This is a genomic window from Enterococcus villorum (assembly GCF_007990225.1).
GTDB classification, from domain to species: domain Bacteria; phylum Bacillota; class Bacilli; order Lactobacillales; family Enterococcaceae; genus Enterococcus_B; species Enterococcus_B villorum.
The window spans coordinates 14,776-36,906 of the sequence record NZ_BJWF01000023.1 but is presented as its reverse complement, the minus strand read 5'-3'; the positions used below and the strand labels follow the sequence as shown (position 1 = coordinate 36,906).

The following is a 22,131-nucleotide window of genomic DNA, read 5'->3' as shown; positions in this document are numbered from 1 at the left end:
CTTATTTTTATGTGAAGCGAGTTGTCATGTTTTGACTACTTCTTTTTATAAAGAAGGAATAGTTATCGTAAAAGTAGAGCCCAGACCAGGATGACTATCTACCGTAATATTTCCTCCCAAGAGATGGACATAATCTTTAACAATAGCCAAACCTAAGCCAGTACCTCCGGAATGACGGCTGCGGGCTTTATCTACTCGATAAAAACGTTCAAAAATTCTTTCCTGGTCTTCACGATCAATACCGATACCAAAGTCTTGAACTGAAAATATCAGTTGATCGTTGACTTGATAATGAATAATTAATTGACCACATTCTTTTGAGTATTGGATCGCATTTTCGATTAGATTTTTAATGATCGGATATAAGAGATCTGTTTTTGTAGTGAACAAGCTATTATCACCAATAAGCTGGACCGTTAATTGTTTTTTTTCAATCATTGGTTGATAGCTTTGAATGATTTGTTGAAAGTAAGGAGCGACATCGATTGTCCGTATTTCATGAGAAATTCCTTCGTCTTTTGATAGTTGAATAATTTCTCTGATCAATTTGTCTAAACGAATAGCATCTTTTTGCATGATCAAAAGAAAATTAGTCAATGTTTTTGGATCATCTTTGGCACCGTCTAATAAGGTTTCTGTAAATCCAATTAGTGATGTAACAGGTGTTTTTAATTCATGCGAAACGTTGCCTACGAAATCTTTTTGTAGCTTTTCTAATCGTCTGACTTTGGTTAGATCGTAAGCCACCCCTAAAATTTGGCCCGCCCCATCTGAACTATTGAAATAACGAAGACTAATATCTAGTGTTTGTTGTCCTTTTGTAATCGTAATTTCTTGATGGACTAATGGCGTGTTGGGGGTGACTTGATGGATTAATTGAATCAGTTTCGGCTCTTGAATGATATCCGTATAGCGTTGGTTTGCTTGGTAATCATGTACACCTAATTGTGCCTGCATTTTTGGATTCAACAAACGAAGTCGAGACTCTGAATCAATCAAAAAAACCCCAATCATAAGTTCATTTAATAGAGTGTACAGCTGTTCTTCAGTGGTCGTATAAGCGCGATACATTTTACTCATCTGCTCACTTAACGCATTGACTGTTTGGTAAAGTTCTTCCCATTGATCAGACGTTTGCATAATGATTTCAGTTTTATCAGGATTTTCAACCATTTTTTTTAAGACAGGTAACATGGTTTTTAACGGACGATTTCGTTGATAAATTAAATAATAGCTCATACTTGTTAGCACAACAAAAAATATCAAAAAGAAGAAAAAGACCCAGCGCCGAAAGTTTTCTGTTCGAGGCAAAAAGCCACTTGTTGGCTCTGCAATACGTGCGATTGCTTCAAGCTGTCCATTCTTTTTAATGGGCAGGGCAACATATAGTAACTCTTTTTTTAATGTTTCACTCACTCTTAAAGAAGTACCCAAAGAGCCACCATCAAGTATGGCTTTAATTTCAGGACGACTGTCTCTTTGCCCAGATAAGGAGTGATTCGTCGTATCAAATAAGATTTTTCCATTGGGATCTAACAAAGTTAGCCGTTCATCTGATTGATGCACAAACTCTGTTAGAACTGTTTGATTAGTAGAAGAGGACAAATCATTTATATCTAATTGATGAATCAGTAGCTGTCCTTTTTTAGTGAGGTAGCTTTCTTGTTGCTCAATGATTTGCTGTTTGAAATAATGAGAAATCAGTTGCCATCCCCCTAGAAATAACCCAATCAAGAGGAGGAAAAAAAAGATGCGTTCAGATAATTTTCTCCATTTCATCATTTCGGTTCCTGAAATTTATAACCAAAACCACGGACAGTTACTAAATATTTTGGATGTTTTGGATCCCTTTCAATTTTTTCCCTTAAATGACTAACATGGACATCAACAATCCTACTTTGTCCTGCAAAATCAAAATTCCAAATGCGATCGAGCAAGGTATCTCGATCAATCACTCGATCTTTTCGTTTCATAAAATAAACGAGTAGTTCAAATTCTTTTGGTGTTAACTCAATCTGGCGTTCAGAAACCGTGACTTGGAAGTTTGTTAAATCCGCTTTGATTTGTCCAATTGTTAAATAATCTGGCTCAGTTTCTTCATGCTGTTCTTTACGAGGTTCAATTCGTCGAAAAATTGCTTTCATACGCGCAAGTACTTCTCTAGGACTAAAAGGTTTGGTCAAATAATCATCTGCGCCAATTTCCAAGCCAATGATTCGATCCACCTGTTCATCTTTTGCAGTGAGCATCAAAATAGGGGTATCAATTTTTTCTTGTCTTAATTTTTGAGTAATGGCCATACCGTCAATTGATGGCAACATCACATCTAAGATAATAAAATCAAATGTTTCTTCCAGTGCTAAATCCAAGCCCTTTTGCCCATCTGCTGCACTTGTTACTTGATAGCCTTCTTTTTCTAAATTAAAAGTCAATAACGTGACGATTGACGGTTCATCATCTACCACTAGTACTCTTTTCATAAGTTCTCCTTTTTCTTGACATTCGGTTCTTTTAAAAAATACTGATTTTTTCATCAGCAGCCAAAATGATTACTTGCCTGTTAGCAATCCAGACGTTTGTTTCACATTCAGTTGTTAAAAGTAAATGACTGGAATAAGGCAATTTTTATTTTAGCATAGAATCGAGTAGAAGGACTATTTTACAAACTAAATAAATGGTATAATAGGAAGGCACTTTGTTGGATAAAGGAGTGAACTGAAAATGATTGGTATAAGCGCTTGCTTAGGGGGAGCTTTGTGCCGTTATGATGGGCAAGAAAAAGCGATCCCTGAATTAAAGAAGCTAGTTGAAGAAAAAAAGGCAATCATGATCTGCCCAGAAGTAATGGGCGGGCTTTCGATACCTAGAGCACCAGCTGAAATTGTTGGAGGCGACGGGTTTGATGTTTGGAACAATCAGGCAAAAGTTATAACGACTCAAGGCGAAGACGTGACTCAAGCTTATCAAGAAGGCGCAGTTCTTGCTTATCGACAATTGAAAGAACAAGCCATAACTATTGTCATACTCAAGGCCAAAAGTCCCTCATGTGGTTCGACCTTCATTTATGATGGCAGTTTTTCAGGAACACTTAAAGAAGGGGTGGGAGTAGCAACCGCTTATTTTATCCAACAAAAGATGACCGTACTCTCTGATGAAGAATGGTTAAAAATGCGAGGTGAGCAGAATGGAAATCGAGAAAACGAATCGGATGAACGCACTTTTTGAATTTTATTCTACACTTTTAACCGAAAAACAAATGAATTATATGGAATTGTATTATGCAGATGATTTTTCATTAGGTGAAATAGCCGAAGAGTATGAGGTAAGTCGTCAAGCAGTCTATGATAATATCAAACGAACAAGTAAAATTTTAGAAGACTATGAAAAGAAACTTCATCTTTTCTCAGATTATATCGTTCGTGAACAATTGCTAGAAAAAATGACAACTTATGTGAAGGAAACTTATCCAAAAGATGAGGTCCTTCTTAATTCGATAAAACAGATTCAAGAAATTGAAGAATAAAGGAATGAAGAAAACATGGCATTTGAAAATTTAACTGAGCGTCTCCAACAGGCGATGAGCAAATTAAGAAAAAAAGGAAAAGTTTCAGAAGCTGACGTTAAAGAAATGATGCGGGAAATCCGCTTAGCCTTGCTAGAAGCCGACGTAAACTTACAAGTAGTAAAAGATTTTACGAAACGTGTTCGTGAACGCGCAGTCGGAGTAGAAGTATTAGAAAGTTTAACGCCAGCCCAACAAATCGTCAAAATTGTTGATGAAGAATTAACGATTACATTAGGTGCTGAAACAGTCGAATTAAATAAATCTCCAAAAATCCCTACAGTTATCATGATGGCAGGGTTACAAGGGGCTGGTAAAACGACTTTTACCGGAAAATTAGCGAATTATTTAAAGAAAAATGAAAATGCACGTCCTTTATTAATTGCTGGCGACGTTTATCGACCAGCTGCCATTGATCAATTAAAAGTACTTGGACAACAATTAGATGTACCTGTATTTGATATGGGAACTGATGTGAGCCCAGTTGAGATTGTTCGTCAAGGGATGGAATTAGCAAAAGAAAAGAAAAATGACTATGTATTAATCGATACGGCAGGACGTCTTCATATTGATGAAACTTTGATGGACGAGTTAAAGCAGATCAAAGAATTAACACAACCAAATGAAATTTTATTAGTTGTTGATGCGATGACTGGTCAAGATGCCGTGAATGTGGCTGATAGTTTTAATCAGCAATTAGGAATTACTGGGGTCGTTATTACCAAATTAGATGGTGATACTCGTGGCGGAGCTGCTCTTTCGATTCGGTCAGTCACAGGTGCACCAATCAAGTTTATCGGTTCTGGAGAAAAATTAACAGATTTAGAAGTATTCCATCCTGATCGTATGGCTAGCCGTATTTTAGGTATGGGTGATATGTTGACGCTCATCGAAAAAGCGCAACAAGATTATGATGAGAAAAAAGCAGAAGAACTTGCCAAAAAAATGCGGGAGAACTCATTTGATTTCAATGATTTCATTGAGCAATTGGATCAAGTCATGGGCATGGGTCCATTAGAAGATCTAATTAAAATGATACCTGGTATGAATCAAGTTCCTGGGATTGAAAACGTTAAAGTAGATCCAAAAGATGTCGAGCGAAAAAAAGCGATGGTCTATTCCATGACACCTGCTGAAAGAGAAAATCCAGACCTCTTAAATCCAAGCCGTCGTAGAAGAATCGCTGCCGGTTCTGGCAATAGTGTGGTTGAAGTCAATCGGATGATCAAACAATTTAAAGAATCCCGTAAAATGATGCAACAAATGTCAAAAGGAGACATGAATATTCCAGGAATGGATCAAATGTTTGGGACAGGAGTAAAAGGAAAACTTGGCAAAATGGCGATGAATCGCATGATCAAGAAAAACAAAAAGAAAAAGAAAAAACGCAAATAAAAGGATAACAGACAATGGTTAATTGATGTCTGATTATCATGACTAAACCGAAAAATCATAGGCGTAGTGTTAGCTAGTATGGTGATTTTTCGGTTTTTTTGTCCCGCAAAAAATGAGAAAGAATCTTTTTTCAATTATCCTATTAGTTAAACCAAAAAGTCTCAGAATACTTGGGCGTCTTTTTAGAGTGGAAAGAACGTCCATGGTAAAATAAATACATAAGAGGTGAAGCTATGAAACAACGATGTACTTGGAGTGAACAAACTGAAAGCATGAAAATTTATCACGATACAATATGGGGAGTACCGGAATATAACGATCAAAAGCTTTTTCGTAAATTAATATTAGATATTAATCAAGCAGGTTTAAGTTGGCAAACGATTTTGAACAAAAGTGAAGCCTTTGATGAAGCCTATGAGTTCTTCGATATTGATAAAGTAGCTCATTTTAACGAACAAAAAATTGATGAATTAATGGAAAATAAAGGAATTATTCGTAATCGTCGTAAAATCGAAGCAGCCATAGCTAATGCCAAAGGAGTGCAAAGAATCCAGCAAGAGTGTGGTAGTTTTTCTAATTATCTCTGGTCTTTTTCTGATGATAAAGTAATCAATTCCTCTTACAAAGAGCAAAAAGATGTACCAACAACTAGTTCATTATCCGATCAAATCACTAAGGACTTAAAAAAGAGAGGATTTAAATTTATTGGTAGTACGACTATCTATGCTTTTTTAGAAGCTGTAGGGATTGTTAACGATCATTTAGATACTTGTTTTCGTAAGCAAGAAGTGAATAGCGACTGAAATGGAGGAAGAAAAATGGGCAAAATTGTATTTTATGGTGCCATTAGTTTAGATGGTTACTTAGCGACAAAAGAGGATAGTCTTCAATGGCTCTTTGATACACCAACAGGAGGAAATACGACCTATGAGGCATTCTATCAAACAATTGATACAACCATTATGGGGAGAAAAACTTATGAAGAGGCCAAAAAAATAATGGGAACAGAATCGCTTTATCCTGAAAAAAAGAACTTTGTATTTTCATCTAATAAAAAATTGCTTTTAAATGATGCGGAAGTGGTACATGATGAACCAGCTTACTTTGTAAAAAAATTAAAAGAAAACACCAAGCAAACCGTTTGGGTCGTTGGTGGTGGCAAATTATTAAAACCATTGATTGAAGATCATTTGATTGATGAATGGTGGATTCAACTTGCGCCTGTTCTTTTAGGTGCAGGCAAACGGCTCTTTGAAGAAGGGGACTACAAAGAACGATTAAAACTGGTGGACACCAAATCCTTTGGCGCATTTATTGAACTTCATTATGTAAAAGAATAAAAGAGAGGAAAATAAGACAATAACATCTAAAAATAAGAAAGAATTATTGTCTTTTGCTTTCCTCTCAGCAGAGCTTGTTAATCAGTAAAATTAATTCGATAATTTATTTAAAAAGTCAAGATAAGCATCTAGAATTGTTTGGAAGAAGCTCAAAGTTCCTTCAACAATTTGTCCTTCCTCATTGACAAGGTTGGCAATATTTCCAATGTATGCTTCTGGTTGTTGCAAAGTAGGTACATTCAAGAAAACAAGTGATTGTCGTAAATGATGATTGGCTCCAAAACCGCCAATGCCACCAGGTGAAGCTGTCACAACTAATCCAGGCTTGTTATTCCATGCACTATGACCATAAGGACGTGAACCAACGTCTAAAGCATTTTTAAGTACAGCTGGAACGGAACGATTGTATTCAGGTGAGACAAAAACAACGCCATCCAATTGACTGACTTCTTCACGAAAACGAGTCCATTCAGCAGGCACATTTTCTGGTGTTTCCAAGTCTTCGTTATAAAAAGGAAGATCATCAATTTTTACGAAAACACTTTCATACCCTTCTGGTAATAAGCTTGCAAAAGCCTCAGCTACTTTTTTATTATATGAATCTTTTCTTAAACTTCCTACAAAAAAACCAATTTTTTTAGTCATAAAACAATTCCTCCTTTGTACTTTCTATATTTATCTTACAAAAAATAAGTAAACTCGGCAAATAAAAACACTTGCGAATGAAAGAGTAAGCGCACGATGAAACATCCCATCAATTTTGATTGCTTCTCTTAACAAAAATCTTCTATAATAAATGAATAAAACAACCATTGGAATTTGTTGAGGGGGATCATAAATAAACAATAGTAAAAATACTTTTTGACATTTCGAATGTTGAAATGAAACGATTTAAATTTGATATGAAAAATGTGAATAGTTTTCTTTGGTTATCGTTTCTAGTAAACAGAGTAAGACATGAATAAAATAAAAAAATTAGCAGGTGACGGGAAGCATGATAAAAGATTTTTTACCATTTATAATTCCATTAGTAATGATTCAATTTGGATTATTTTTTTATACGCTTTATCATATATTGACCCATTCGCATTATAAACACGGAAACCGGGTACTTTGGATTCTTGTTATTGTCATTGGCATCCAATTTGTAGGTCCTATTTTATATTTTGTTTTTGGTAAGGAGGACGCATAGTGCCTATTCTTGAATTAGTAGATGTTTCTAAATCTTTTGGTGAAAAACAAATCCTTGATAAACTTTCTTTGATTGTAGAAGAAAAGACGATTTTTGGATTTATTGGAAAAAACGGTGCGGGAAAAACCACTACAATGAAAATGATCTTAGGTTTATTGAAAAAGGATGATGGAATCATCAAAGTTAATGGAGAAGATGTTCATTACGGACAAACAAAAACCAATCGATGGATCGGCTATTTACCAGACGTACCTGTGTTTTATGAATATTTAACAGCTAAAGAATACTTACAGTTATGCGGAGAAATAACGGGGATGCCTCGCCAAAAAATCAAACAAAAAACCCAAGAACTATTAAAGTTAGTGGGATTAGCTGAAGAGAAAAAAAGAATTCGTACTTTTTCAAGAGGAATGAAACAGCGTCTCGGCATTGCTCAAGGACTATTGAATGAACCTAAATTGCTGATTTGTGATGAACCGACATCAGCATTGGATCCAATAGGACGAAAAGAAATATTAGATATTTTACTACAAGTGAAAGAACAAACAACGATCCTTTTTTCCACACATATTTTAACGGATGTGGAACATATCTGTGATGAAGTGGTTTTTTTAAATGAGGGAAAAATCGTTTTATCTGGCACTATTGAAGAATTGAAAACCCATACGGAAAATGAAGGATTTGAAATTAAATTTTTTGATGTGAAACATTCACAATATTTTTCCTCGCTTTTACCAGGAGCAGTTCTTCAAAAAGACACACTGATCTACCGAAATAAAACAAAAGAGGAGCTATTTCAGGCCATGTCTTTACTCGTTGAGCACCATCTTCCAATTAAATCAATTAACCATTTAGAACCTTCTTTAGAAAAACTTTTTTTGGAAGTGGTGAAAAAATGAAACAATTTCTGGCATTCTCCAAGAAAGAGTTCATCGAAAATTGGCGAACAGGGCGCATCGTTTTATTAGGTTCACTCACCATTTTTTTTGGCATCATGAACCCATTAATTGCGAAGTTAACGCCTTATCTTGTACAATCCATGACGAATAATTTAGCAGAAGTTGGCGTGAAGGTTGGTGAGATAAAGATCGATGCTTTTACTTCTTGGGGACAATTCTATAAAAATTTCCCGGTATTTCTTTTCCTATTTTTATTGTTGTTCAGCACAACATTGACAAATGAGTATCAAAAAAAGACATTGATCAATCTTCTAACAAAAGGAATGATTCGATGGAAAATTTATGTTTCCAAATGGTTGACAGGTCTACTGTTTTGGACGCTTAGTTATTGGGGATGTTACTTAATTACGTATATTTATACTGCTATTTATTGGAATAATTTAATCATTCCTCAGTTGGAAATAAAAAGTTTTTATGCTTATTTATGGGGAGTATGGTTATATAGTTTGTTCTTGTGTTTTTCTTCATTTTTTTCCTCAAGCTCTCTTGTTTTAGTCATTGGTGGGATAAGTGTTGCTGGATTGTACCTTTTTGAAATGTTTTCTAAATCAGCTCATTACTCACCGTTGTACTTAATGTCCGGTTCAAATATTCTAAAAGAGACGATTCAATTAAATGATTATTGGCCTTCATTGATTATTACTTGTTTAACAATCTTGCTATTTTTAATTGTAGGAATTTTGGTATTTAACAAAAAAGAATGTTAAGAAATATTTTTTTTACAGCTGTAAAGAAAAAAAGCTTTACAGGGTAAAAAAAAACTGTTACACTACAACTTGTGAATAAAACAATGGAGGTGGAAATATATAATGGCAGTTAAAATCCGTTTAAAACGTATGGGTTCTAAAAAGAGTCCTTTTTACCGTATCGTCGTAGCTGATTCACGTTCTCCTCGTGATGGACGTTTCATCGAAACTGTTGGGACTTACAATCCTTTGAAAGACCCTGCAGAAGTAGTTTTAAAAGAAGATTTAGTTCTTAACTGGTTATCTAAAGGTGCACAACCTTCTGATACTGTACGTAACATCCTTTCAAGAGAAGGCGTTATGCAAAAACACCACGAAGCTAAATTCTCAAAGAAATAAGGTGATCGGATATGAAAGATTTAAGCGAATTAGTCTTAACAATCGTTCGTCCGTTAGTCACTCATCCTGATCAAGTCCAGTTAGAAGTCGTTGAGTCAAATGACTTTTATGAATACAATTTAACTGTGGCGCCCGAAGATATTGGTCGTATTATTGGTAAGCAAGGTCGAGTTGCCAAAGCAATTCGTACGATTGTTTATGGGGTACGAATGAACACACCAAAAAAGGTGCGTTTGAATATCGTCGATAACAAGGAATAAACAAAAGCTGTTTCGTTTCTACGAGACAGCTTTTTCTTTTTGATTTGTCTACTTGGCAAAGCTTAGTAGAAAGCGTATCTTTATAATATAGAAGGGAGTAGATAAATATGAAAAAACTTGGGCTATTAATACCAGCAATTTTACTTTTAAGTGCTTGCCAAGGCGCTAATCATTCAACTAAAACAACTGAAACCTCTACACAAACGACTACTTCAAGCACGGTTCAAAGTACAAACCGCAATGTGTCTGAAACATCTACAACACAATCAACAACAAAAACGAGTGCCGAAAGTAGCAGTCAAAAAGACACAACAACAAAAGCAAGTGACGAAACGTCGACTACCAATCAAAAACAACAGACAGCATTTGATCAACTAAAAGAAAATTATCCATCGACACCAATGCCACAAGAAATACCCATTGGGTCAGGAAATTTAAACGTGGCCGCAGCAGAAACAAAACAAGGATTTTCAATCATTTATTATGACTTACCAAAAGCGTATGTTTTAAATGCCAAAGAATTAAATCAAGAAACACCAATCGCTTCTTATCTTTATCAATATGGATTTGCTTCTAGTCAAGAAGCGATTAATGCGTTACAACCAATCACCATTGATACCAACGGACGTCAAGTAGACTTAGGGTATAATATTACGGCTTATCAACAAGGCGCAGCCGGATCAAGTATTCTAGAATGGCAAGAAGGAAATTGGCGGATTCGGATTCGAGCAAGTAATGTTGAGGGACAAGACCCTGTACCATTAGCCAAAGAAATCGTTGCCTATCTAGAAAAAGCAAGTTTACCTGCTCCTGAAAAATACGGCAAAATCACGATTGAAATGAATGATGCGTCCAATCAATCTGCACAAGTCAGCTGGCAAGAGCCTAAAAATGTGTATACAGTCACTCATAAAGACGCATTATCTGCCTTAAAAATGGCTGTTTCTATGAATCAATAGTGGATAGAGAAAGTAAAAAGAAGGTAGAATTGCGTATACACACATGCTAAAATAAAGCAGATATGTAAAAAGAGAACATGTTACACCATTCAGCAATCTATGTTTGGCTGATCATTGTGTTAAAAGGAAAAGGGGATACAAGTTGACTGAATATTTAAATGTTGGGAAAATCGTAAATACCCAAGGAATCAAAGGCGAAGTACGAGTTATTTCAACGACTGATTTTCCAGAAGAACGCTACAAAAAAGGGGCGGTGCTCACCCTATTTCAAGAAAAGAAAGCACCGGTTGAATTGACTGTTAAAAGCCACCGTAAACACAAAAATTTTGACTTGTTGAGCTTCGAAGGACATCCTTCCATCAATGATGTTGAAAAATATCGTGACGGTATTTTAAAAGTTTCAAAAGAAGAAACAGTCAATTTAGAGGAAAATGAATTTTATTACCACGAAATCATTGGATTGAAAGTAATGGATGAAGAAGGAAATGAACTTGGCAAAATCAAAGAAATTCTTTCACCAGGCGCAAATGATGTTTGGGTTGTCCAACGACCAAAGAAAAAAGATGCGCTGCTTCCTTATATCGATTCTGTAGTAAAAACGGTTGATTTAGAAAATGAGGTCGTGTATGTAGAGATTCCAGAAGGACTGATTGACGATGAAAATTGATGTATTGACATTATTCCCACGGATGTTTGAAGGACCGATGGGAGAATCGATTATTGGCAAAGCAGTTGATAAAGGACTATTAGATATCACGATTTCTAATTTTAGAAATTACTCAGATAATAAACACCAAACAGTCGATGATTACCCTTATGGCGGTGGTGCTGGTATGCTTTTAAAGGTTCAACCTATCTATGACAATATCAAAGCGATTGAAAAAGCAAATCCTGAAACAAAAAAGCGGGTAATCTTATTAGATCCAGCGGGTCAACAATTTGACCAAAAAATGGCAGAAGAATTTTCAAAAGAAGAACATTTAGTGTTTATTTGTGGGCATTATGAAGGGTACGATGAACGGATTCGTACGCTTGTAACAGACGAGGTCTCTTTAGGGGACTATGTACTCACTGGTGGAGAATTAGGAGCTATGGTCATGATCGATGCAACCGTTCGCTTATTACCTGATGTACTAGGTAATCAAACTTCTGCTCAAACGGATTCTTATTCCACGGGGTTATTAGAACATCCCCAATATACGCGCCCAGCAGAATATAACGGGATGAAAGTACCAGAAGTGCTAACAAACGGCAACCATAAATTAATCGAGGAATGGCAGTTAAAAGAATCATTAAGAAGAACGTATCAACGTCGTCCTGATTTACTTGAACAAATAGAATTAACCCCACAAATGGTAAAATTCTTGGAAGCAATTAAAAAAGAGGAAATGGAACAAACAAAATAAAAAAAGAGCGAAATGTCTCTTTACACTCAAATAATAGTATGATAGTATTTTATGGTGAGTGTATAAACACTTAACTATTACGATGTTCCGCTGTGAGAAAAAACTCATAAGAATGTTTGGAATAAGGAGAAAAGATCAATGAATCCATTAATCGAAGAATTAACAAAAGAACAACTACGTTCTGACATTCCAGCTTTCCGCCCAGGTGACACTGTACGTGTTCATGCGAAAGTTGTCGAAGGTACTCGTGAACGTATCCAGTTATTTGAAGGTGTTGTTATCAAACGCCGTGGTGCTGGAATCAGCGAAACTTATACAGTACGTAAAGTTTCTAACGGAGTAGGTGTTGAACGTACATTCCCATTACACACACCACGTGTAGCAAAAATCGAAGTCGTTCGCTACGGTAAAGTACGTCGTGCAAAATTGTACTACTTACGTGCATTACACGGAAAAGCTGCTCGTATCAAAGAAATCCGTCGTTAATCTATCGTTATCAGGTAGTAGGAGAACCCTTGTTTATCAAGGGTTCTTTTTTTGTTCCATGTTCTTTTACTGTTATGTTTATATTTAAATATATGTGTTCATAAGAAATATTTTAGGTTTTTCATTTGTTATTGGTGTGATAAAATCGGCTATAAGAACCAACAGATATTCTACATTTAGGAGAAAATGATGTATAAAAAAAATTATTAACCAAAGTTGCCTATTTTTATTATATAGAGAATAAAACTCAAGCAGAAATATCTAAAATATTGGGTATTTATCGTACGACAATTAGTCGAATGTTAACGCAAGCTAAAAAAGAAGGTATTGTAAAAATAGACATCGTCGGATATGATTCTGAAATTTTTGCATTAGAAGAATATTTTAAAGAAAAATATGAGCTACATCAAGTGGATATTACCCCAAGTGATTCTGGGGATTCTGAAAATGAAAAGAATGAAGCACTCGCTCAGTCTGCCGCAACTTTTGTTAGAAATATTATTTTAAGTAATCAGGTAATAGGGATTTCGTGGGGTTCTACTTTAAGTAAGATGATTGAGAAGTTAGAAGATCGCTACGTAGAAAATACTTTCTTTTGTCCGTTAGCTGGTGGTCCCAGTCATATCAACTCTAAGTATCATGTCAATACTTTAGTTTATGAAATGGCAAAGAAATTTAATGGAAAAAGTTCATTTTTAAATGCCACAGTCATTCAAAAAAATGAGAAATTGGCTCAAAGTATTTTTCAATCAAAAGAATTTAAAGACACGATAGATAGTTGGGAACGCTTAGATGTTGCGGTTGTTGGTATAGGTGGTGATTTAGATGAAGGTGGCAGCCAATGGCGAGATTTATTGACGACAAAAGATTATCAAATTTTAAAAAAAGAAGGAGCTGTGGGCGAATGTTGTTGCCGTTTTCTTGATAAAAATGGTATGCTTATTTCCCATGAACTTCAAAGTCGGACAATTGGACTCCCATTGGAAAAAATGGCAAAAATTCCTCATTCGATCGCTATTGCAAGAGGAAATCAAAAAGTTCAAGCGCTTTTAGCGATGATACGAAAAAAATATATAAATGGTATTGTTAGTGATCGTGAAACGATTGTAAATATTTTGCATTTAGATAACGATTATACATTTCAGTGAGGATTAATTAAACTCAGTTAAATGATCTTTAGTATTTTTTATCCTTGTTCTGAATAGTAAATCGTATGGTTGCCTCTAACATGCTGACATGATTGTTGGTAAAATAGGTAGTGCGGAGTTTATAAAAACGGATGTTAAGAAAAGTAATTTTGAAAAAATAAATGATGAAAGAATAAATGAATCAAAAAGTCTATGATTAGAATGGGATTGAATGCGTGGAACAGTTCTAATCATAGACTTTTTACTTTAATGGACATGACATAAAATTTGGTGTTTCTCAAAAATATCTTTAAAATAATCCAACTCTTCTGTATGAAGCTGAGGAATATCATGCATTTGATACTCACGATTAAGAAATTCGTATTTTTTTTCACCAAATTGGTGAAATGGGAGTAATTCAATTTTGGAAATGCCCAGTTTGTTAAAAAGATTTGCAAACGCTTCTGCATTTTTTTCTCCATCATTAAAGTTTGGTATGACAGGAATTCTCACTACTACGTTAGAATGCTTTTTTAAGGCACAGATTAGATTGTTTAAGATAGGTTTTAAAGAAACGCCAGTTCCTTTTTTATGTTGTTCATTGTCATGATGTTTGACATCAAAGTATAAAAGATCCACTTGCTCAATATATTTTTTGAAAATTTCTTCTTTAGCAAATCCTGTTGTTTCACTAGCCGTATGAACGCCTCTTTCTTTTAATTGACGCAATAATTCTGTTGCAAAATCTGCTTGATAAAGTACTTCACCGCCAGATAGCGTGACACCACCCCCTGACTCTTCGTAAAAAAGTTCATCTTTCATTACTTCTGTGATAATCTCATCCATTGATTTATATTCGCCAACAGTTGTGTAGTTTTGCTTTTGGGTATCCCATATTTTTTCAGGTTTTCCATATTGTGATTCTGGATTTGAACACCAAAAACATTTTAACGGGCAACCTTTGAAGAAAACGACTGTCCGGATTCCTGGACCATCATGGATGCTAAATTTTTGTATATTAAAAATACAGGCTTTGTCTTTCATAACTAAACTCCTCTCTGTCATTTCACTTACATCATAACAAATAAATATTCTAACGTAAATGAAAAATGTTACGTTAGAAAGTATATGAGTGTTTAGAAGATTGTTGAAAGTGTAAAATTATGTTAATCTGATAGGAAGAAAGGATGGATTCAATGTCAAGAGAAGAAGAAATTATCTCAATCGTAAGTCAAAATAAAAAAATAGAAGTCAATGAACTTTCTAAACTTTTAAATGTGTCAAAAGTAACGATTAGAAAAGACTTAGATAAGCTCGAAGCAAGAGGGCTTTTACATCGTCAGCATGGTTATGCTTTGTTGAACAATACAGATGATATTAATTATCGCTTAGCTCAAAACTACGATTTAAAAAGAAAAATAGCGTTAGAAGCAAGCAAAATAGTCAGTGATGGAGAAGTAGTTATGATTGAATCAGGCTCAACATGTGCATTATTAGCAGAAGAATTAGCTTTTAATCGTAATGATATGACAATCATCACTAACTCTTGTTTTATTGCTTCTTACATTAGAAAAGCTGAATCTGTGAAAGTTATTTTAATTGGTGGGGAGTACCAAAAAGAATCGCAAGTAAACGTTGGACCGCTTGTAAAACAAGTCATCAGTGAATTTTTTGTGGATAAATTATTTGTAGGAATTGATGGTTTTGACAGAAAACGTGGTTTCACAGGGAGTGATATTACACGTTGCGATACATCAAGAACTTTAGCTACTGCTGCGAATCAAACAATTGTGTTAACTGATTCAAGTAAGTTTAATCAAAACGGAGTAGTTTCTGAATTTGGATTTGATGAAATTAGTAAGGTATATACGGATTCAGGCATAGGAAAAAATGAGTTGTCTTTTTTAAGAGAAATGAATATCGAAATTGTGACCGTTTAATATTGCACAAAAGTGCAATATTTTTTTGTTTCTGATTTGAATTACTTTGATATTGACTATACTACTTCGAACATGATATGCTTTTTTCGTAAAAAATAATAAATGGTTACGAACGAAATTTTAGAAGGCGTTTTTATGACTATCCAATTGAAAGAAAGAGAATGTGTAGAAAATCAGCCCTATTTTGGAAATTTATCTAATCGGATGAATCAATACCGTGAATCTGTACTGAGCAAAAAACCATATATCTGTGCAGAACGTGCCTTGTTAGCCACAGAGGCATACAAAGAACATCAGAATCAACCAAATGTGATGAAACGTACTTACATGCTAAAGAACATTTTAGAAAAAATGTCGATTTATATCGAAAATGAAACGATGCTTGTAGGAAACCAGGCTTCTTCTAATAAAGATGCGCCTATTTTCCCAGAATACACGCTAGAGTTTGTTTTAAATGAATTAGATCTATTTGAAAAACGTGACGGTGATGTTTTTTATATTACTGAAAAAACAAAAGAGGATTTGCGTTCGATTGCTTCGTTTTGGGAGAATAACAATTTAAGAGCAAAAGCCGATGCGTTATTACCAGATGAAGTTTCTGTATTTATGGAAACAGGTTTTTTTGGAATGGAAGGGAAAATGAACTCTGGTGATGCTCACTTAGCTGTAGATTATCAACAAGTGTTAGAAATTGGTCTTGAGGGTTACAAAGAGCGGGTATTGAAAGAAAAAGCAAATTTAGAACTGACAGAACCAGAAAGTATTGATAAATATCAGTTTTATAACGCTATTTTGATTGTTCTGGATGCAGTTAAAATATATGCGGAACGCTTTTCAAAATTAGCGAAAGAAATGTCTGAAACAGCTAGCCCTGAAAGAAAAAGAGAATTGTTGGAAATTAGCCGAATCTGTGCTAAAGTACCGAATCAACCAGCAGAAACTTTTCATGAAGCTGTTCAATCTGTTTGGTTTATTCAATTGATTTTACAAATCGAATCTAATGGGCATTCCTTGTCCTATGGTCGTTTTGATCAGTATATGTATCCTTACTTGAAAAAAGATTTGGACAATAAGAACATTACAAAAGATCAAGCAGTTGAGTTGTTAACAAATCTTTGGATTAAGACATTAACTATTAATAAAGTTCGTAGTCAATCTCATACTTTTAGTAGCGCAGGAAGCCCTTTATATCAAAATGTAACTATTGGCGGACAGACAAAAGATAAAAAAGATGCGGTCAATGCTCTTTCTTACCTCGTCTTGCGCAGTGTTGCACAAACAAAATTGCCTCAGCCAAATCTAAGCGTTCGTTATCATTCAGGTCTTGACAGCCAATTTATGAATGAATGTATTGAAGTAATGAAATTAGGATTTGGAATGCCAGCCTTTAATAATGATGAAATTATTATTCCTTCATTTATTAGAATTGGAGTGTCAGAAGAAGATGCCTATAATTATAGTGCGATTGGTTGCGTAGAGACAGCTGTTCCCGGTAAGTGGGGATATCGTTGTACAGGAATGAGTTACATGAACTTTCCTAAAATTTTAATGATTGCAATGAATGATGGAATTGATCCAGTTTCAGGAAAACGCTTCGTAAAAGGTCATGGTCATTTCAAAGAGATGCAAACTTTTGAAGAGCTACAAGCTGTCTGGGATAAAACAGTACGTGAATTGACTCGTATGAGCGTTATCGTAGAAAATGCTATTGACTTAGGCCTTGAACGTGAAGTACCAGATATTTTATGTTCGGCTCTAACCCAAGATTGTATTGGACGTGGTAAAACGCTGAAAGAAGGTGGAGCAGTGTACGATTTTATTTCAGGACTTCAAGTTGGAATTGCCAATTTGGCAGATTCCTTGGCAGCAATCAAACAGCTCGTTTTTGAAGAAAAGAAAGTAACGCAAGCTGAACTTTGGGAAGCCCTGATGTCAAACTATGAAAGTGATCGTAGCAAAGAAATTCAGCAAATGATTCTTCAAGAAGTACCTAAATATGGAAATGATGATGATTATGCAGACCAATTAGTAACAAAAGCTTATGACAGTTATATTGAAGAAGTAAAAAAATATCCAAATACACGTTTTGGTCGGGGACCAATTGGTGGTTTACGTTATTCAGGTACCTCATCTATTTCTGCAAATGTTGGACAGGGAAAAGGGACGATGGCCACACCAGATGGACGTAGCGCATGGACGCCATTAGCTGAAGGCTGTTCGCCTTCACATAACATGGATAAAAACGGCCCCACTTCGGTATTGAAATCTGTTTCTAAATTAAGAACAGATGAAATAATAGGAGGTGTCTTATTAAACCAAAAAGTTAATCCACAAACTTTAGCAAAAGAAGAAGATAAGCAAAAATTAACGATGTTGATTCGTACATTTTTCAATAAATTGCATGGGTACCACATTCAATATAATGTAGTGTCTCGTGAAACCTTGATTGATGCACAAAAACATCCAGAGAAACACCGTGATTTAATCGTTCGAGTGGCTGGGTATTCTGCATTCTTTCATACATTATCAAAAGCAACACAAGATGATATTATTGAACGAACAGAACATGTACTATAAATTTTAACTGAAAAGAGATATTTTTCAGACGTTCTTTACCAAGATAGAAAATTTTAAAAATAGAAAGTCGAGTGCAGAAAATGGAATTTATGTTAGATACAGCAAATATTGAAGAAATTAAACACTATGAAAAAATAATTTCTTTAGCGGGAGTAACTTCAAATCCCTCAATCGTTAAAAATGAAGGGAAAATTGATTTCTTTACACACATGAAAAAAATTCGTGACGTCATCGGAATGGAGAAATCGCTCCATGTTCAAGTGGTTGCAACAAGTTATGAAGGAATGTTAAAAGATGCAGAAACAATTCTGGCTAAAATTGATCCCAATGTTTTTATCAAAGTACCTGTTAGTGAAATTGGTTTAAAAGTGATCAAAGAATTGAAACAAAGAGGCGTAAATGTTACTGCCACAGCTATTTATACTAAATTTCAAGCCTATCTAGCCATTGCAGCAGGAGCAGATTACATTGCTCCATACTTTAATCGTATGGAAAATTTAAACATAAATCCTAGAGAGGCAATTCATGAAATGTCAAAAGAAATTACTCGCACAAATAGCCAAACCAAAATCTTAGCGGCTAGTTTTAAAAATGTCGGGCAAGTCAACGCAGCACTTGAAAATGGTGCACAAGCTGCAACTATGAGTGTTGATATTATTAAACAAGCATTTGATATGCCTTCAATTGAAAAAGCAGTGGCAGATTTTACGATGGATTGGGAAGCTACTTTTGGCGAAAAAACAACGATTTCGTCACTTTAAGTTTATTTAAATAATTTTTTGAAGTATGTAGATAGAAAAAATATTCCTGTGACAAAGATTTCACATATTAAAAACTTAGATAACGATTTAGATAGGTGTTGTCTGTAAAATTGTTTGAAAACTATTAGTATGTAATTATTATCATTTAGAGGTAGTTACCTTTTTTAATGGACCAATTATCTCTTTTTTCTATCTATTCATAAGTTGCGGATTGGTATGATAAAGAGAAGACAAGAAACTGGATGAGCTAAGACATTCATTTGACAAAATAGTTAAAAGACCGCTATAAAACATAGAGAAAGTGCGTTTCCTGAAAAAGGAAGCGCGCTTTTTGTTGTCCATTATGAAACGAATTTAAACAATAAAAACGCCAATTAAGAGAAGAAATAGATTTATTATAAAAGGTTCAGGTCTTTTTGAAGCTAATAAGATTATCTATATTTTATTCTCATAAAAACCATTGCTTAGTGAGATAATTTAGTAAGATATTAGTTATTTTATATCCGCAGATAGTCCCATTTTTTATTGTAACATGCGTCATAGAAGAATTTTCATGTTAAATCATTCATATGAATTATTTTTCATGTTATTTTTTATTGACAAATGAAAAAAGAGCTGATAAGGTGTTTTTGATAAATCGTAATAATTACGGTTTGTTGAAAGCAAATCAAAAGAAAGAGGTGTATTTCATTCATGGCGAAAAAGTCGAAAATAGATAAAGCCAAAAAACAACAAGCTTGCATTGAAAAATATGCAGAAATACGAGAAAAATTAAAAGCTGCAAAAGAATATCAAGCGTTGGCAAAGCTTCCTAAAGATTCAAATCCAAATCGCTTGAAGGTGCGTGATCGTATAGATGGCCGGCCTCGGGGATATATAAGAAAATTTGGTGTATCACGAGTAAAGTTTCGTGAACTTGCCTATCAAGGGTTGCTTCCGGGAGTAAAAAAAGCAAGTTGGTAATAAATAGCAAATGAAAAATAATTAAATGAGTGGGAGGAAATGACATGGCAGTACCGGCTAGAAGGACATCAAAAGCAAAAAAGAGATTACGGCGAACGCATAATAAAGTGGTCAAACCTGAAATTTCATTTGATGAAAGTACGGGGGAGTATCGTAGAAGTCATCATGTATCTTTGAAGGGCTACTATAAGGGACGTCAAATATTTGATAGGAGTAAGGAGGCGAAGTAATTGACTATTATTTATCCACCACTCGTAGAACAAAGTGTTCAGTTTTATCGTAAGAATGGACAAAAGCAAGTTAGTCGAAGTGAACTCTATCGGTTAATGGTTGAAAAACATCTGATTCATGAAAATGGTTCACCAACTGATGAAGCAATTGAAAATGGTCTAATCAAAGATTTTTATGAGGCCTATGATCTGTCTTTTGAAGCATTCCTGGCCCTTTATCCTGTATTTAAAAAGTATAATTCTGAACTTTTCAAAAAAATAGATGGTTTTTGGGAGATTCCATTATCTTTGAAAGAAGAGCTAACGGAGCAACTCGAAGATGGCAAATCAAACTATGATGAAAAAGTCCAAATCAAAGAATTTCTTGCGGATAGATAAACGATAAAAGAAAGGATGAGAATACTTGAGGCAAAAGATTATTTTAGAATGTGTTGAAACAGGCGAACGTCTTTATTTAACTAGTAAGAACAAAAGAAATACCCCTGAAAGATTAGCATTAAAAAAATATTCACCCCAATTACGACGTCGAGCAATTTTTAAAGAAGTCAAGTAAATCTGTATATGGAAAGTGAGGATATCATGGGCATTCCAATCACAATTGTTTCTGGCTTTTTAGGATCAGGAAAAACAACCTTGATTAATCAGGCACTTGAAACAGCCGAAATCCCCAAGGAAGAAATTTTCATTATTGAAAATGAATTTGGTGAAACAGGAATGGATCACGAATTATTACTGCACACCAAAGAACAAGTTCTTCAATTAAATAATGGATGTATGTGTTGCAGTTTGAGGGGTGATTTAATTGCTGCTTTGACCGATATTGAAACGCTAACTCAAAAATGGGGATTACCATTGTCGCAAATCATTATCGAAACAACAGGAATTGCTGATCCACAGCCAATTATTCAAACTATTCTAACGACCCCCACTCTTAAAAACAGATTCTATATCGATAGTCTTTTGACTGTTGTTGATATCAATAATGTTTTTAATTATCAAAATGAACCAGTCAGTATGAAACAAATGATGCTTGCGGATCGTCTGTTTTTGTCCGTAAAAGATGAAGGACAAGAACTAGATGTTCCTAAGGTATTAAAACAAGTTGGGTTAATTAATCCACTAGCTGATCAATTATTTTTTTCTCATACAAGTCCGATTGAAGCAAAAAGTTTTTTTAAACTGAATAAATTTCAGTCACCATTTACTATAGGTGAAACAGATGTTGGTCATTTGGAATTGACTATCAATGAGGAGCAAGAGACGGAACATGTTCATTCACGTGAACATCATGCGATGCATGCCCATAATTCTCACGGATTTGAAGCTATTTCACTTACTACTGAGGTTTATCTTCGTGAGGAACTTCTCTTACGCTGGCTTGATTGGTTAACGGATACCCATCAAGAGCGTTTGTATCGATTTAAAGGAATCATCGGCATTCAAGGACATGAGCTGATGATTGCTATGCAAGGTGTCAATCAACAAGTCACTTTTTCGTTGACGCCCTTACCATGCACGACAACAAAAATAATACTTATTGGGAAACAGTTAGATAAAACAGCCATTCAAAAATCTTTTGACCATTTATGTAATGCTTATGACTAATCAACTTTTGGAGGAATACTTATGGAAAAAACAGATCTTTCAAGTGCGTATCGCCGATTAAAAAGTCCAAATATTAAAACGAGGAAAAGAGCTTTGAAAATAATTAAAGCACACAAACGAAAGAAGAATTAAGTGCTAGAAACAAGTAAATCAGATAAGAGAAAACAAAAGTAGCAAATGATGAAATCCGTTTGATCCATTTTTTTACACATTTCTTAATCTAAAAATAAGCATTTAATGCATCAAATAGTAAACGAGTAACCTATGAAGCTATTTTGTACTTC

28 protein-coding genes are annotated in these 22,131 nt (G+C 34.7%); 24 read left to right on the top strand and 4 right to left on the bottom strand.

Going from position 1 to position 22,131, the window contains the following annotated elements:
• Positions 1-45 precede the first annotated feature (45 nt).
• The gene (locus EVI01_RS08945) at positions 46-1,779 is read right to left on the bottom strand and encodes a sensor histidine kinase (protein ID WP_025480739.1); all 1,734 of its coding nucleotides are present in this window, start codon (positions 1,777-1,779) and stop codon (positions 46-48) included.
• Positions 1,779-2,480: a response regulator transcription factor gene (locus tag EVI01_RS08940; protein ID WP_010752389.1), complete on the bottom strand. Its 702-nt coding sequence runs from the start codon at positions 2,478-2,480 to the stop codon at positions 1,779-1,781. The genes EVI01_RS08945 and EVI01_RS08940 overlap by 1 nt, the downstream gene beginning before the upstream one ends.
• A gap of 241 nt (positions 2,481-2,721) precedes the next feature.
• Here EVI01_RS08940 and EVI01_RS08935 point away from each other — a divergent pair, with 241 nt between their 5' ends.
• The 5 genes from EVI01_RS08935 to EVI01_RS08915 all read left to right on the top strand — a co-directional run bounded on the left by EVI01_RS08935 (position 2,722) and on the right by EVI01_RS08915 (position 6,297).
• Positions 2,722-3,225 carry a 2-thiouracil desulfurase family protein gene (locus EVI01_RS08935; RefSeq protein ID WP_010752388.1) on the top strand — a complete coding sequence of 168 codons (504 nt, stop codon included), beginning with the start codon at positions 2,722-2,724 and terminating at the stop codon, positions 3,223-3,225.
• On the top strand, positions 3,185-3,523 hold the full coding sequence (locus EVI01_RS08930) for a putative DNA-binding protein (RefSeq protein ID WP_010752387.1): 339 nt from the start codon (positions 3,185-3,187) through the stop codon (positions 3,521-3,523). The genes EVI01_RS08935 and EVI01_RS08930 overlap by 41 nt, the downstream gene beginning before the upstream one ends.
• Before the next feature lie 15 nt (positions 3,524-3,538).
• Positions 3,539-4,957 carry a signal recognition particle protein gene (gene ffh / locus EVI01_RS08925; protein WP_010752386.1) on the top strand — a complete coding sequence of 473 codons (1,419 nt, stop codon included), beginning with the start codon at positions 3,539-3,541 and terminating at the stop codon, positions 4,955-4,957.
• A 233-nt stretch (positions 4,958-5,190) separates the two neighbouring features.
• Complete coding sequence (locus tag EVI01_RS08920; RefSeq protein WP_010752385.1) at positions 5,191-5,760, top strand: DNA-3-methyladenine glycosylase I; 570 nt, start codon at positions 5,191-5,193, stop codon at positions 5,758-5,760.
• A 15-nt stretch (positions 5,761-5,775) separates the two neighbouring features.
• A complete protein-coding gene (locus tag EVI01_RS08915) occupies positions 5,776-6,297 on the top strand; it encodes a dihydrofolate reductase family protein (protein WP_010752384.1) in 522 nt (173 codons plus the stop codon).
• A 90-nt stretch (positions 6,298-6,387) separates the two neighbouring features.
• Here EVI01_RS08915 and EVI01_RS08910 read toward each other — a convergent pair whose 3' ends face one another.
• Positions 6,388-6,942, bottom strand: coding sequence for an NADPH-dependent FMN reductase (locus EVI01_RS08910; RefSeq protein ID WP_010752383.1), 555 nt, complete (start codon positions 6,940-6,942; stop codon positions 6,388-6,390).
• 349 nt (positions 6,943-7,291) lie between these two features.
• Here EVI01_RS08910 and EVI01_RS08905 point away from each other — a divergent pair, with 349 nt between their 5' ends.
• The 10 genes from EVI01_RS08905 to EVI01_RS08860 all read left to right on the top strand — a co-directional run bounded on the left by EVI01_RS08905 (position 7,292) and on the right by EVI01_RS08860 (position 13,792).
• Positions 7,292-7,489, top strand: a complete 198-nt coding sequence (locus tag EVI01_RS08905; RefSeq protein WP_010752382.1) for a PLDc N-terminal domain-containing protein — start codon at positions 7,292-7,294, stop codon at positions 7,487-7,489.
• Positions 7,489-8,388 carry an ABC transporter ATP-binding protein gene (locus tag EVI01_RS08900; RefSeq protein ID WP_010752381.1) on the top strand — a complete coding sequence of 300 codons (900 nt, stop codon included), beginning with the start codon at positions 7,489-7,491 and terminating at the stop codon, positions 8,386-8,388. The genes EVI01_RS08905 and EVI01_RS08900 overlap by 1 nt, the downstream gene beginning before the upstream one ends.
• Entirely contained in the window at positions 8,385-9,155 is a 771-nt protein-coding gene (locus EVI01_RS08895; protein ID WP_010752380.1) for an ABC transporter permease subunit, read from the top strand. The genes EVI01_RS08900 and EVI01_RS08895 overlap by 4 nt, the downstream gene beginning before the upstream one ends.
• A 102-nt stretch (positions 9,156-9,257) precedes the next feature.
• Positions 9,258-9,533, top strand: a complete 276-nt coding sequence (gene rpsP, locus EVI01_RS08890; RefSeq protein ID WP_010718464.1) for a 30S ribosomal protein S16 — start codon at positions 9,258-9,260, stop codon at positions 9,531-9,533.
• A gap of 11 nt (positions 9,534-9,544) precedes the next feature.
• On the top strand, positions 9,545-9,793 hold the full coding sequence (locus EVI01_RS08885; protein ID WP_010752379.1) for a KH domain-containing protein: 249 nt from the start codon (positions 9,545-9,547) through the stop codon (positions 9,791-9,793).
• Between the two features lie 107 nt (positions 9,794-9,900).
• The gene (locus tag EVI01_RS08880; RefSeq protein WP_010752378.1) at positions 9,901-10,752 is read left to right on the top strand and encodes a hypothetical protein; all 852 of its coding nucleotides are present in this window, start codon (positions 9,901-9,903) and stop codon (positions 10,750-10,752) included.
• A gap of 142 nt (positions 10,753-10,894) precedes the next feature.
• Positions 10,895-11,419, top strand: coding sequence for a ribosome maturation factor RimM (gene rimM, locus EVI01_RS08875; RefSeq protein WP_010752377.1), 525 nt, complete (start codon positions 10,895-10,897; stop codon positions 11,417-11,419).
• On the top strand, positions 11,409-12,158 hold the full coding sequence (gene trmD, locus EVI01_RS08870; protein ID WP_010752376.1) for a tRNA (guanosine(37)-N1)-methyltransferase TrmD: 750 nt from the start codon (positions 11,409-11,411) through the stop codon (positions 12,156-12,158). Before rimM ends, trmD begins: the two co-directional genes overlap by 11 nt.
• Positions 12,159-12,296: 138 nt before the next feature.
• Entirely contained in the window at positions 12,297-12,644 is a 348-nt protein-coding gene (gene rplS / locus EVI01_RS08865) for a 50S ribosomal protein L19 (RefSeq protein ID WP_002286913.1), read from the top strand.
• Between the two features lie 269 nt (positions 12,645-12,913).
• Positions 12,914-13,792: a sugar-binding transcriptional regulator gene (locus EVI01_RS08860; protein ID WP_010752375.1), complete on the top strand. Its 879-nt coding sequence runs from the start codon at positions 12,914-12,916 to the stop codon at positions 13,790-13,792.
• 246 nt (positions 13,793-14,038) lie between these two features.
• On the opposite strand, the gene EVI01_RS08855 is transcribed toward EVI01_RS08860, so the two are convergent.
• Positions 14,039-14,815 carry a glycyl-radical enzyme activating protein gene (locus EVI01_RS08855; protein ID WP_010752374.1) on the bottom strand — a complete coding sequence of 259 codons (777 nt, stop codon included), beginning with the start codon at positions 14,813-14,815 and terminating at the stop codon, positions 14,039-14,041.
• A gap of 152 nt (positions 14,816-14,967) precedes the next feature.
• Here EVI01_RS08855 and EVI01_RS08850 point away from each other — a divergent pair, with 152 nt between their 5' ends.
• The 9 genes from EVI01_RS08850 to EVI01_RS08810 all read left to right on the top strand — a co-directional run bounded on the left by EVI01_RS08850 (position 14,968) and on the right by EVI01_RS08810 (position 21,979).
• Entirely contained in the window at positions 14,968-15,711 is a 744-nt protein-coding gene (locus EVI01_RS08850) for a DeoR/GlpR family DNA-binding transcription regulator (protein WP_010752373.1), read from the top strand.
• A gap of 135 nt (positions 15,712-15,846) precedes the next feature.
• Positions 15,847-18,288, top strand: coding sequence for a glycyl radical protein (locus tag EVI01_RS08845; protein ID WP_146811616.1), 2,442 nt, complete (start codon positions 15,847-15,849; stop codon positions 18,286-18,288).
• Between the two features lie 80 nt (positions 18,289-18,368).
• Entirely contained in the window at positions 18,369-19,049 is a 681-nt protein-coding gene (locus EVI01_RS08840; RefSeq protein WP_010752371.1) for a fructose-6-phosphate aldolase, read from the top strand.
• Between the two features lie 693 nt (positions 19,050-19,742).
• On the top strand, positions 19,743-20,012 hold the full coding sequence (gene rpsN / locus EVI01_RS08835) for a 30S ribosomal protein S14 (protein ID WP_010752370.1): 270 nt from the start codon (positions 19,743-19,745) through the stop codon (positions 20,010-20,012).
• A 44-nt stretch (positions 20,013-20,056) separates the two neighbouring features.
• Positions 20,057-20,242, top strand: a complete 186-nt coding sequence (rpmF, locus tag EVI01_RS08830) for a 50S ribosomal protein L32 (protein ID WP_010752369.1) — start codon at positions 20,057-20,059, stop codon at positions 20,240-20,242.
• A complete protein-coding gene (locus EVI01_RS08825) occupies positions 20,243-20,620 on the top strand; it encodes a hypothetical protein (protein WP_010752368.1) in 378 nt (125 codons plus the stop codon).
• 25 nt (positions 20,621-20,645) lie between these two features.
• Complete coding sequence (rpmG, locus tag EVI01_RS08820; RefSeq protein WP_025480738.1) at positions 20,646-20,795, top strand: 50S ribosomal protein L33; 150 nt, start codon at positions 20,646-20,648, stop codon at positions 20,793-20,795.
• A 26-nt stretch (positions 20,796-20,821) separates the two neighbouring features.
• Positions 20,822-21,847, top strand: a complete 1,026-nt coding sequence (locus tag EVI01_RS08815) for a CobW family GTP-binding protein (RefSeq protein ID WP_010752367.1) — start codon at positions 20,822-20,824, stop codon at positions 21,845-21,847.
• A 21-nt stretch (positions 21,848-21,868) separates the two neighbouring features.
• Entirely contained in the window at positions 21,869-21,979 is a 111-nt protein-coding gene (locus tag EVI01_RS08810) for a putative metal homeostasis protein (RefSeq protein ID WP_143352957.1), read from the top strand.
• Positions 21,980-22,131 lie beyond the last annotated feature (152 nt).

Coding starts and splice junctions, on each gene's coding strand:
- EVI01_RS08905 (WP_010752382.1), top strand. CDS start 7,292: ATGATAAAAGATTTTTTACCATTTATAATTCCATTAGTAATGATTCAA.
- rpsN (WP_010752370.1), top strand. CDS start 19,743: ATGGCGAAAAAGTCGAAAATAGATAAAGCCAAAAAACAACAAGCTTGC.
- EVI01_RS08945 (WP_025480739.1), bottom strand. CDS start 1,779: ATGAAATGGAGAAAATTATCTGAACGCATCTTTTTTTTCCTCCTCTTG.
- EVI01_RS08850 (WP_010752373.1), top strand. CDS start 14,968: ATGTCAAGAGAAGAAGAAATTATCTCAATCGTAAGTCAAAATAAAAAA.
- EVI01_RS08855 (WP_010752374.1), bottom strand. CDS start 14,815: ATGAAAGACAAAGCCTGTATTTTTAATATACAAAAATTTAGCATCCAT.
- EVI01_RS08880 (WP_010752378.1), top strand. CDS start 9,901: ATGAAAAAACTTGGGCTATTAATACCAGCAATTTTACTTTTAAGTGCT.
- EVI01_RS08815 (WP_010752367.1), top strand. CDS start 20,822: ATGGGCATTCCAATCACAATTGTTTCTGGCTTTTTAGGATCAGGAAAA.
- rpsP (WP_010718464.1), top strand. CDS start 9,258: ATGGCAGTTAAAATCCGTTTAAAACGTATGGGTTCTAAAAAGAGTCCT.
- EVI01_RS08940 (WP_010752389.1), bottom strand. CDS start 2,480: ATGAAAAGAGTACTAGTGGTAGATGATGAACCGTCAATCGTCACGTTA.
- trmD (WP_010752376.1), top strand. CDS start 11,409: ATGAAAATTGATGTATTGACATTATTCCCACGGATGTTTGAAGGACCG.
- EVI01_RS08910 (WP_010752383.1), bottom strand. CDS start 6,942: ATGACTAAAAAAATTGGTTTTTTTGTAGGAAGTTTAAGAAAAGATTCA.
- EVI01_RS08845 (WP_146811616.1), top strand. CDS start 15,847: ATGACTATCCAATTGAAAGAAAGAGAATGTGTAGAAAATCAGCCCTAT.
- EVI01_RS08810 (WP_143352957.1), top strand. CDS start 21,869: ATGGAAAAAACAGATCTTTCAAGTGCGTATCGCCGATTAAAAAGTCCA.
- EVI01_RS08935 (WP_010752388.1), top strand. CDS start 2,722: ATGATTGGTATAAGCGCTTGCTTAGGGGGAGCTTTGTGCCGTTATGAT.
- EVI01_RS08885 (WP_010752379.1), top strand. CDS start 9,545: ATGAAAGATTTAAGCGAATTAGTCTTAACAATCGTTCGTCCGTTAGTC.
- EVI01_RS08840 (WP_010752371.1), top strand. CDS start 18,369: ATGGAATTTATGTTAGATACAGCAAATATTGAAGAAATTAAACACTAT.
- rpmF (WP_010752369.1), top strand. CDS start 20,057: ATGGCAGTACCGGCTAGAAGGACATCAAAAGCAAAAAAGAGATTACGG.
- EVI01_RS08895 (WP_010752380.1), top strand. CDS start 8,385: ATGAAACAATTTCTGGCATTCTCCAAGAAAGAGTTCATCGAAAATTGG.
- rplS (WP_002286913.1), top strand. CDS start 12,297: ATGAATCCATTAATCGAAGAATTAACAAAAGAACAACTACGTTCTGAC.
- EVI01_RS08920 (WP_010752385.1), top strand. CDS start 5,191: ATGAAACAACGATGTACTTGGAGTGAACAAACTGAAAGCATGAAAATT.
- ffh (WP_010752386.1), top strand. CDS start 3,539: ATGGCATTTGAAAATTTAACTGAGCGTCTCCAACAGGCGATGAGCAAA.
- EVI01_RS08915 (WP_010752384.1), top strand. CDS start 5,776: ATGGGCAAAATTGTATTTTATGGTGCCATTAGTTTAGATGGTTACTTA.
- EVI01_RS08930 (WP_010752387.1), top strand. CDS start 3,185: ATGGAAATCGAGAAAACGAATCGGATGAACGCACTTTTTGAATTTTAT.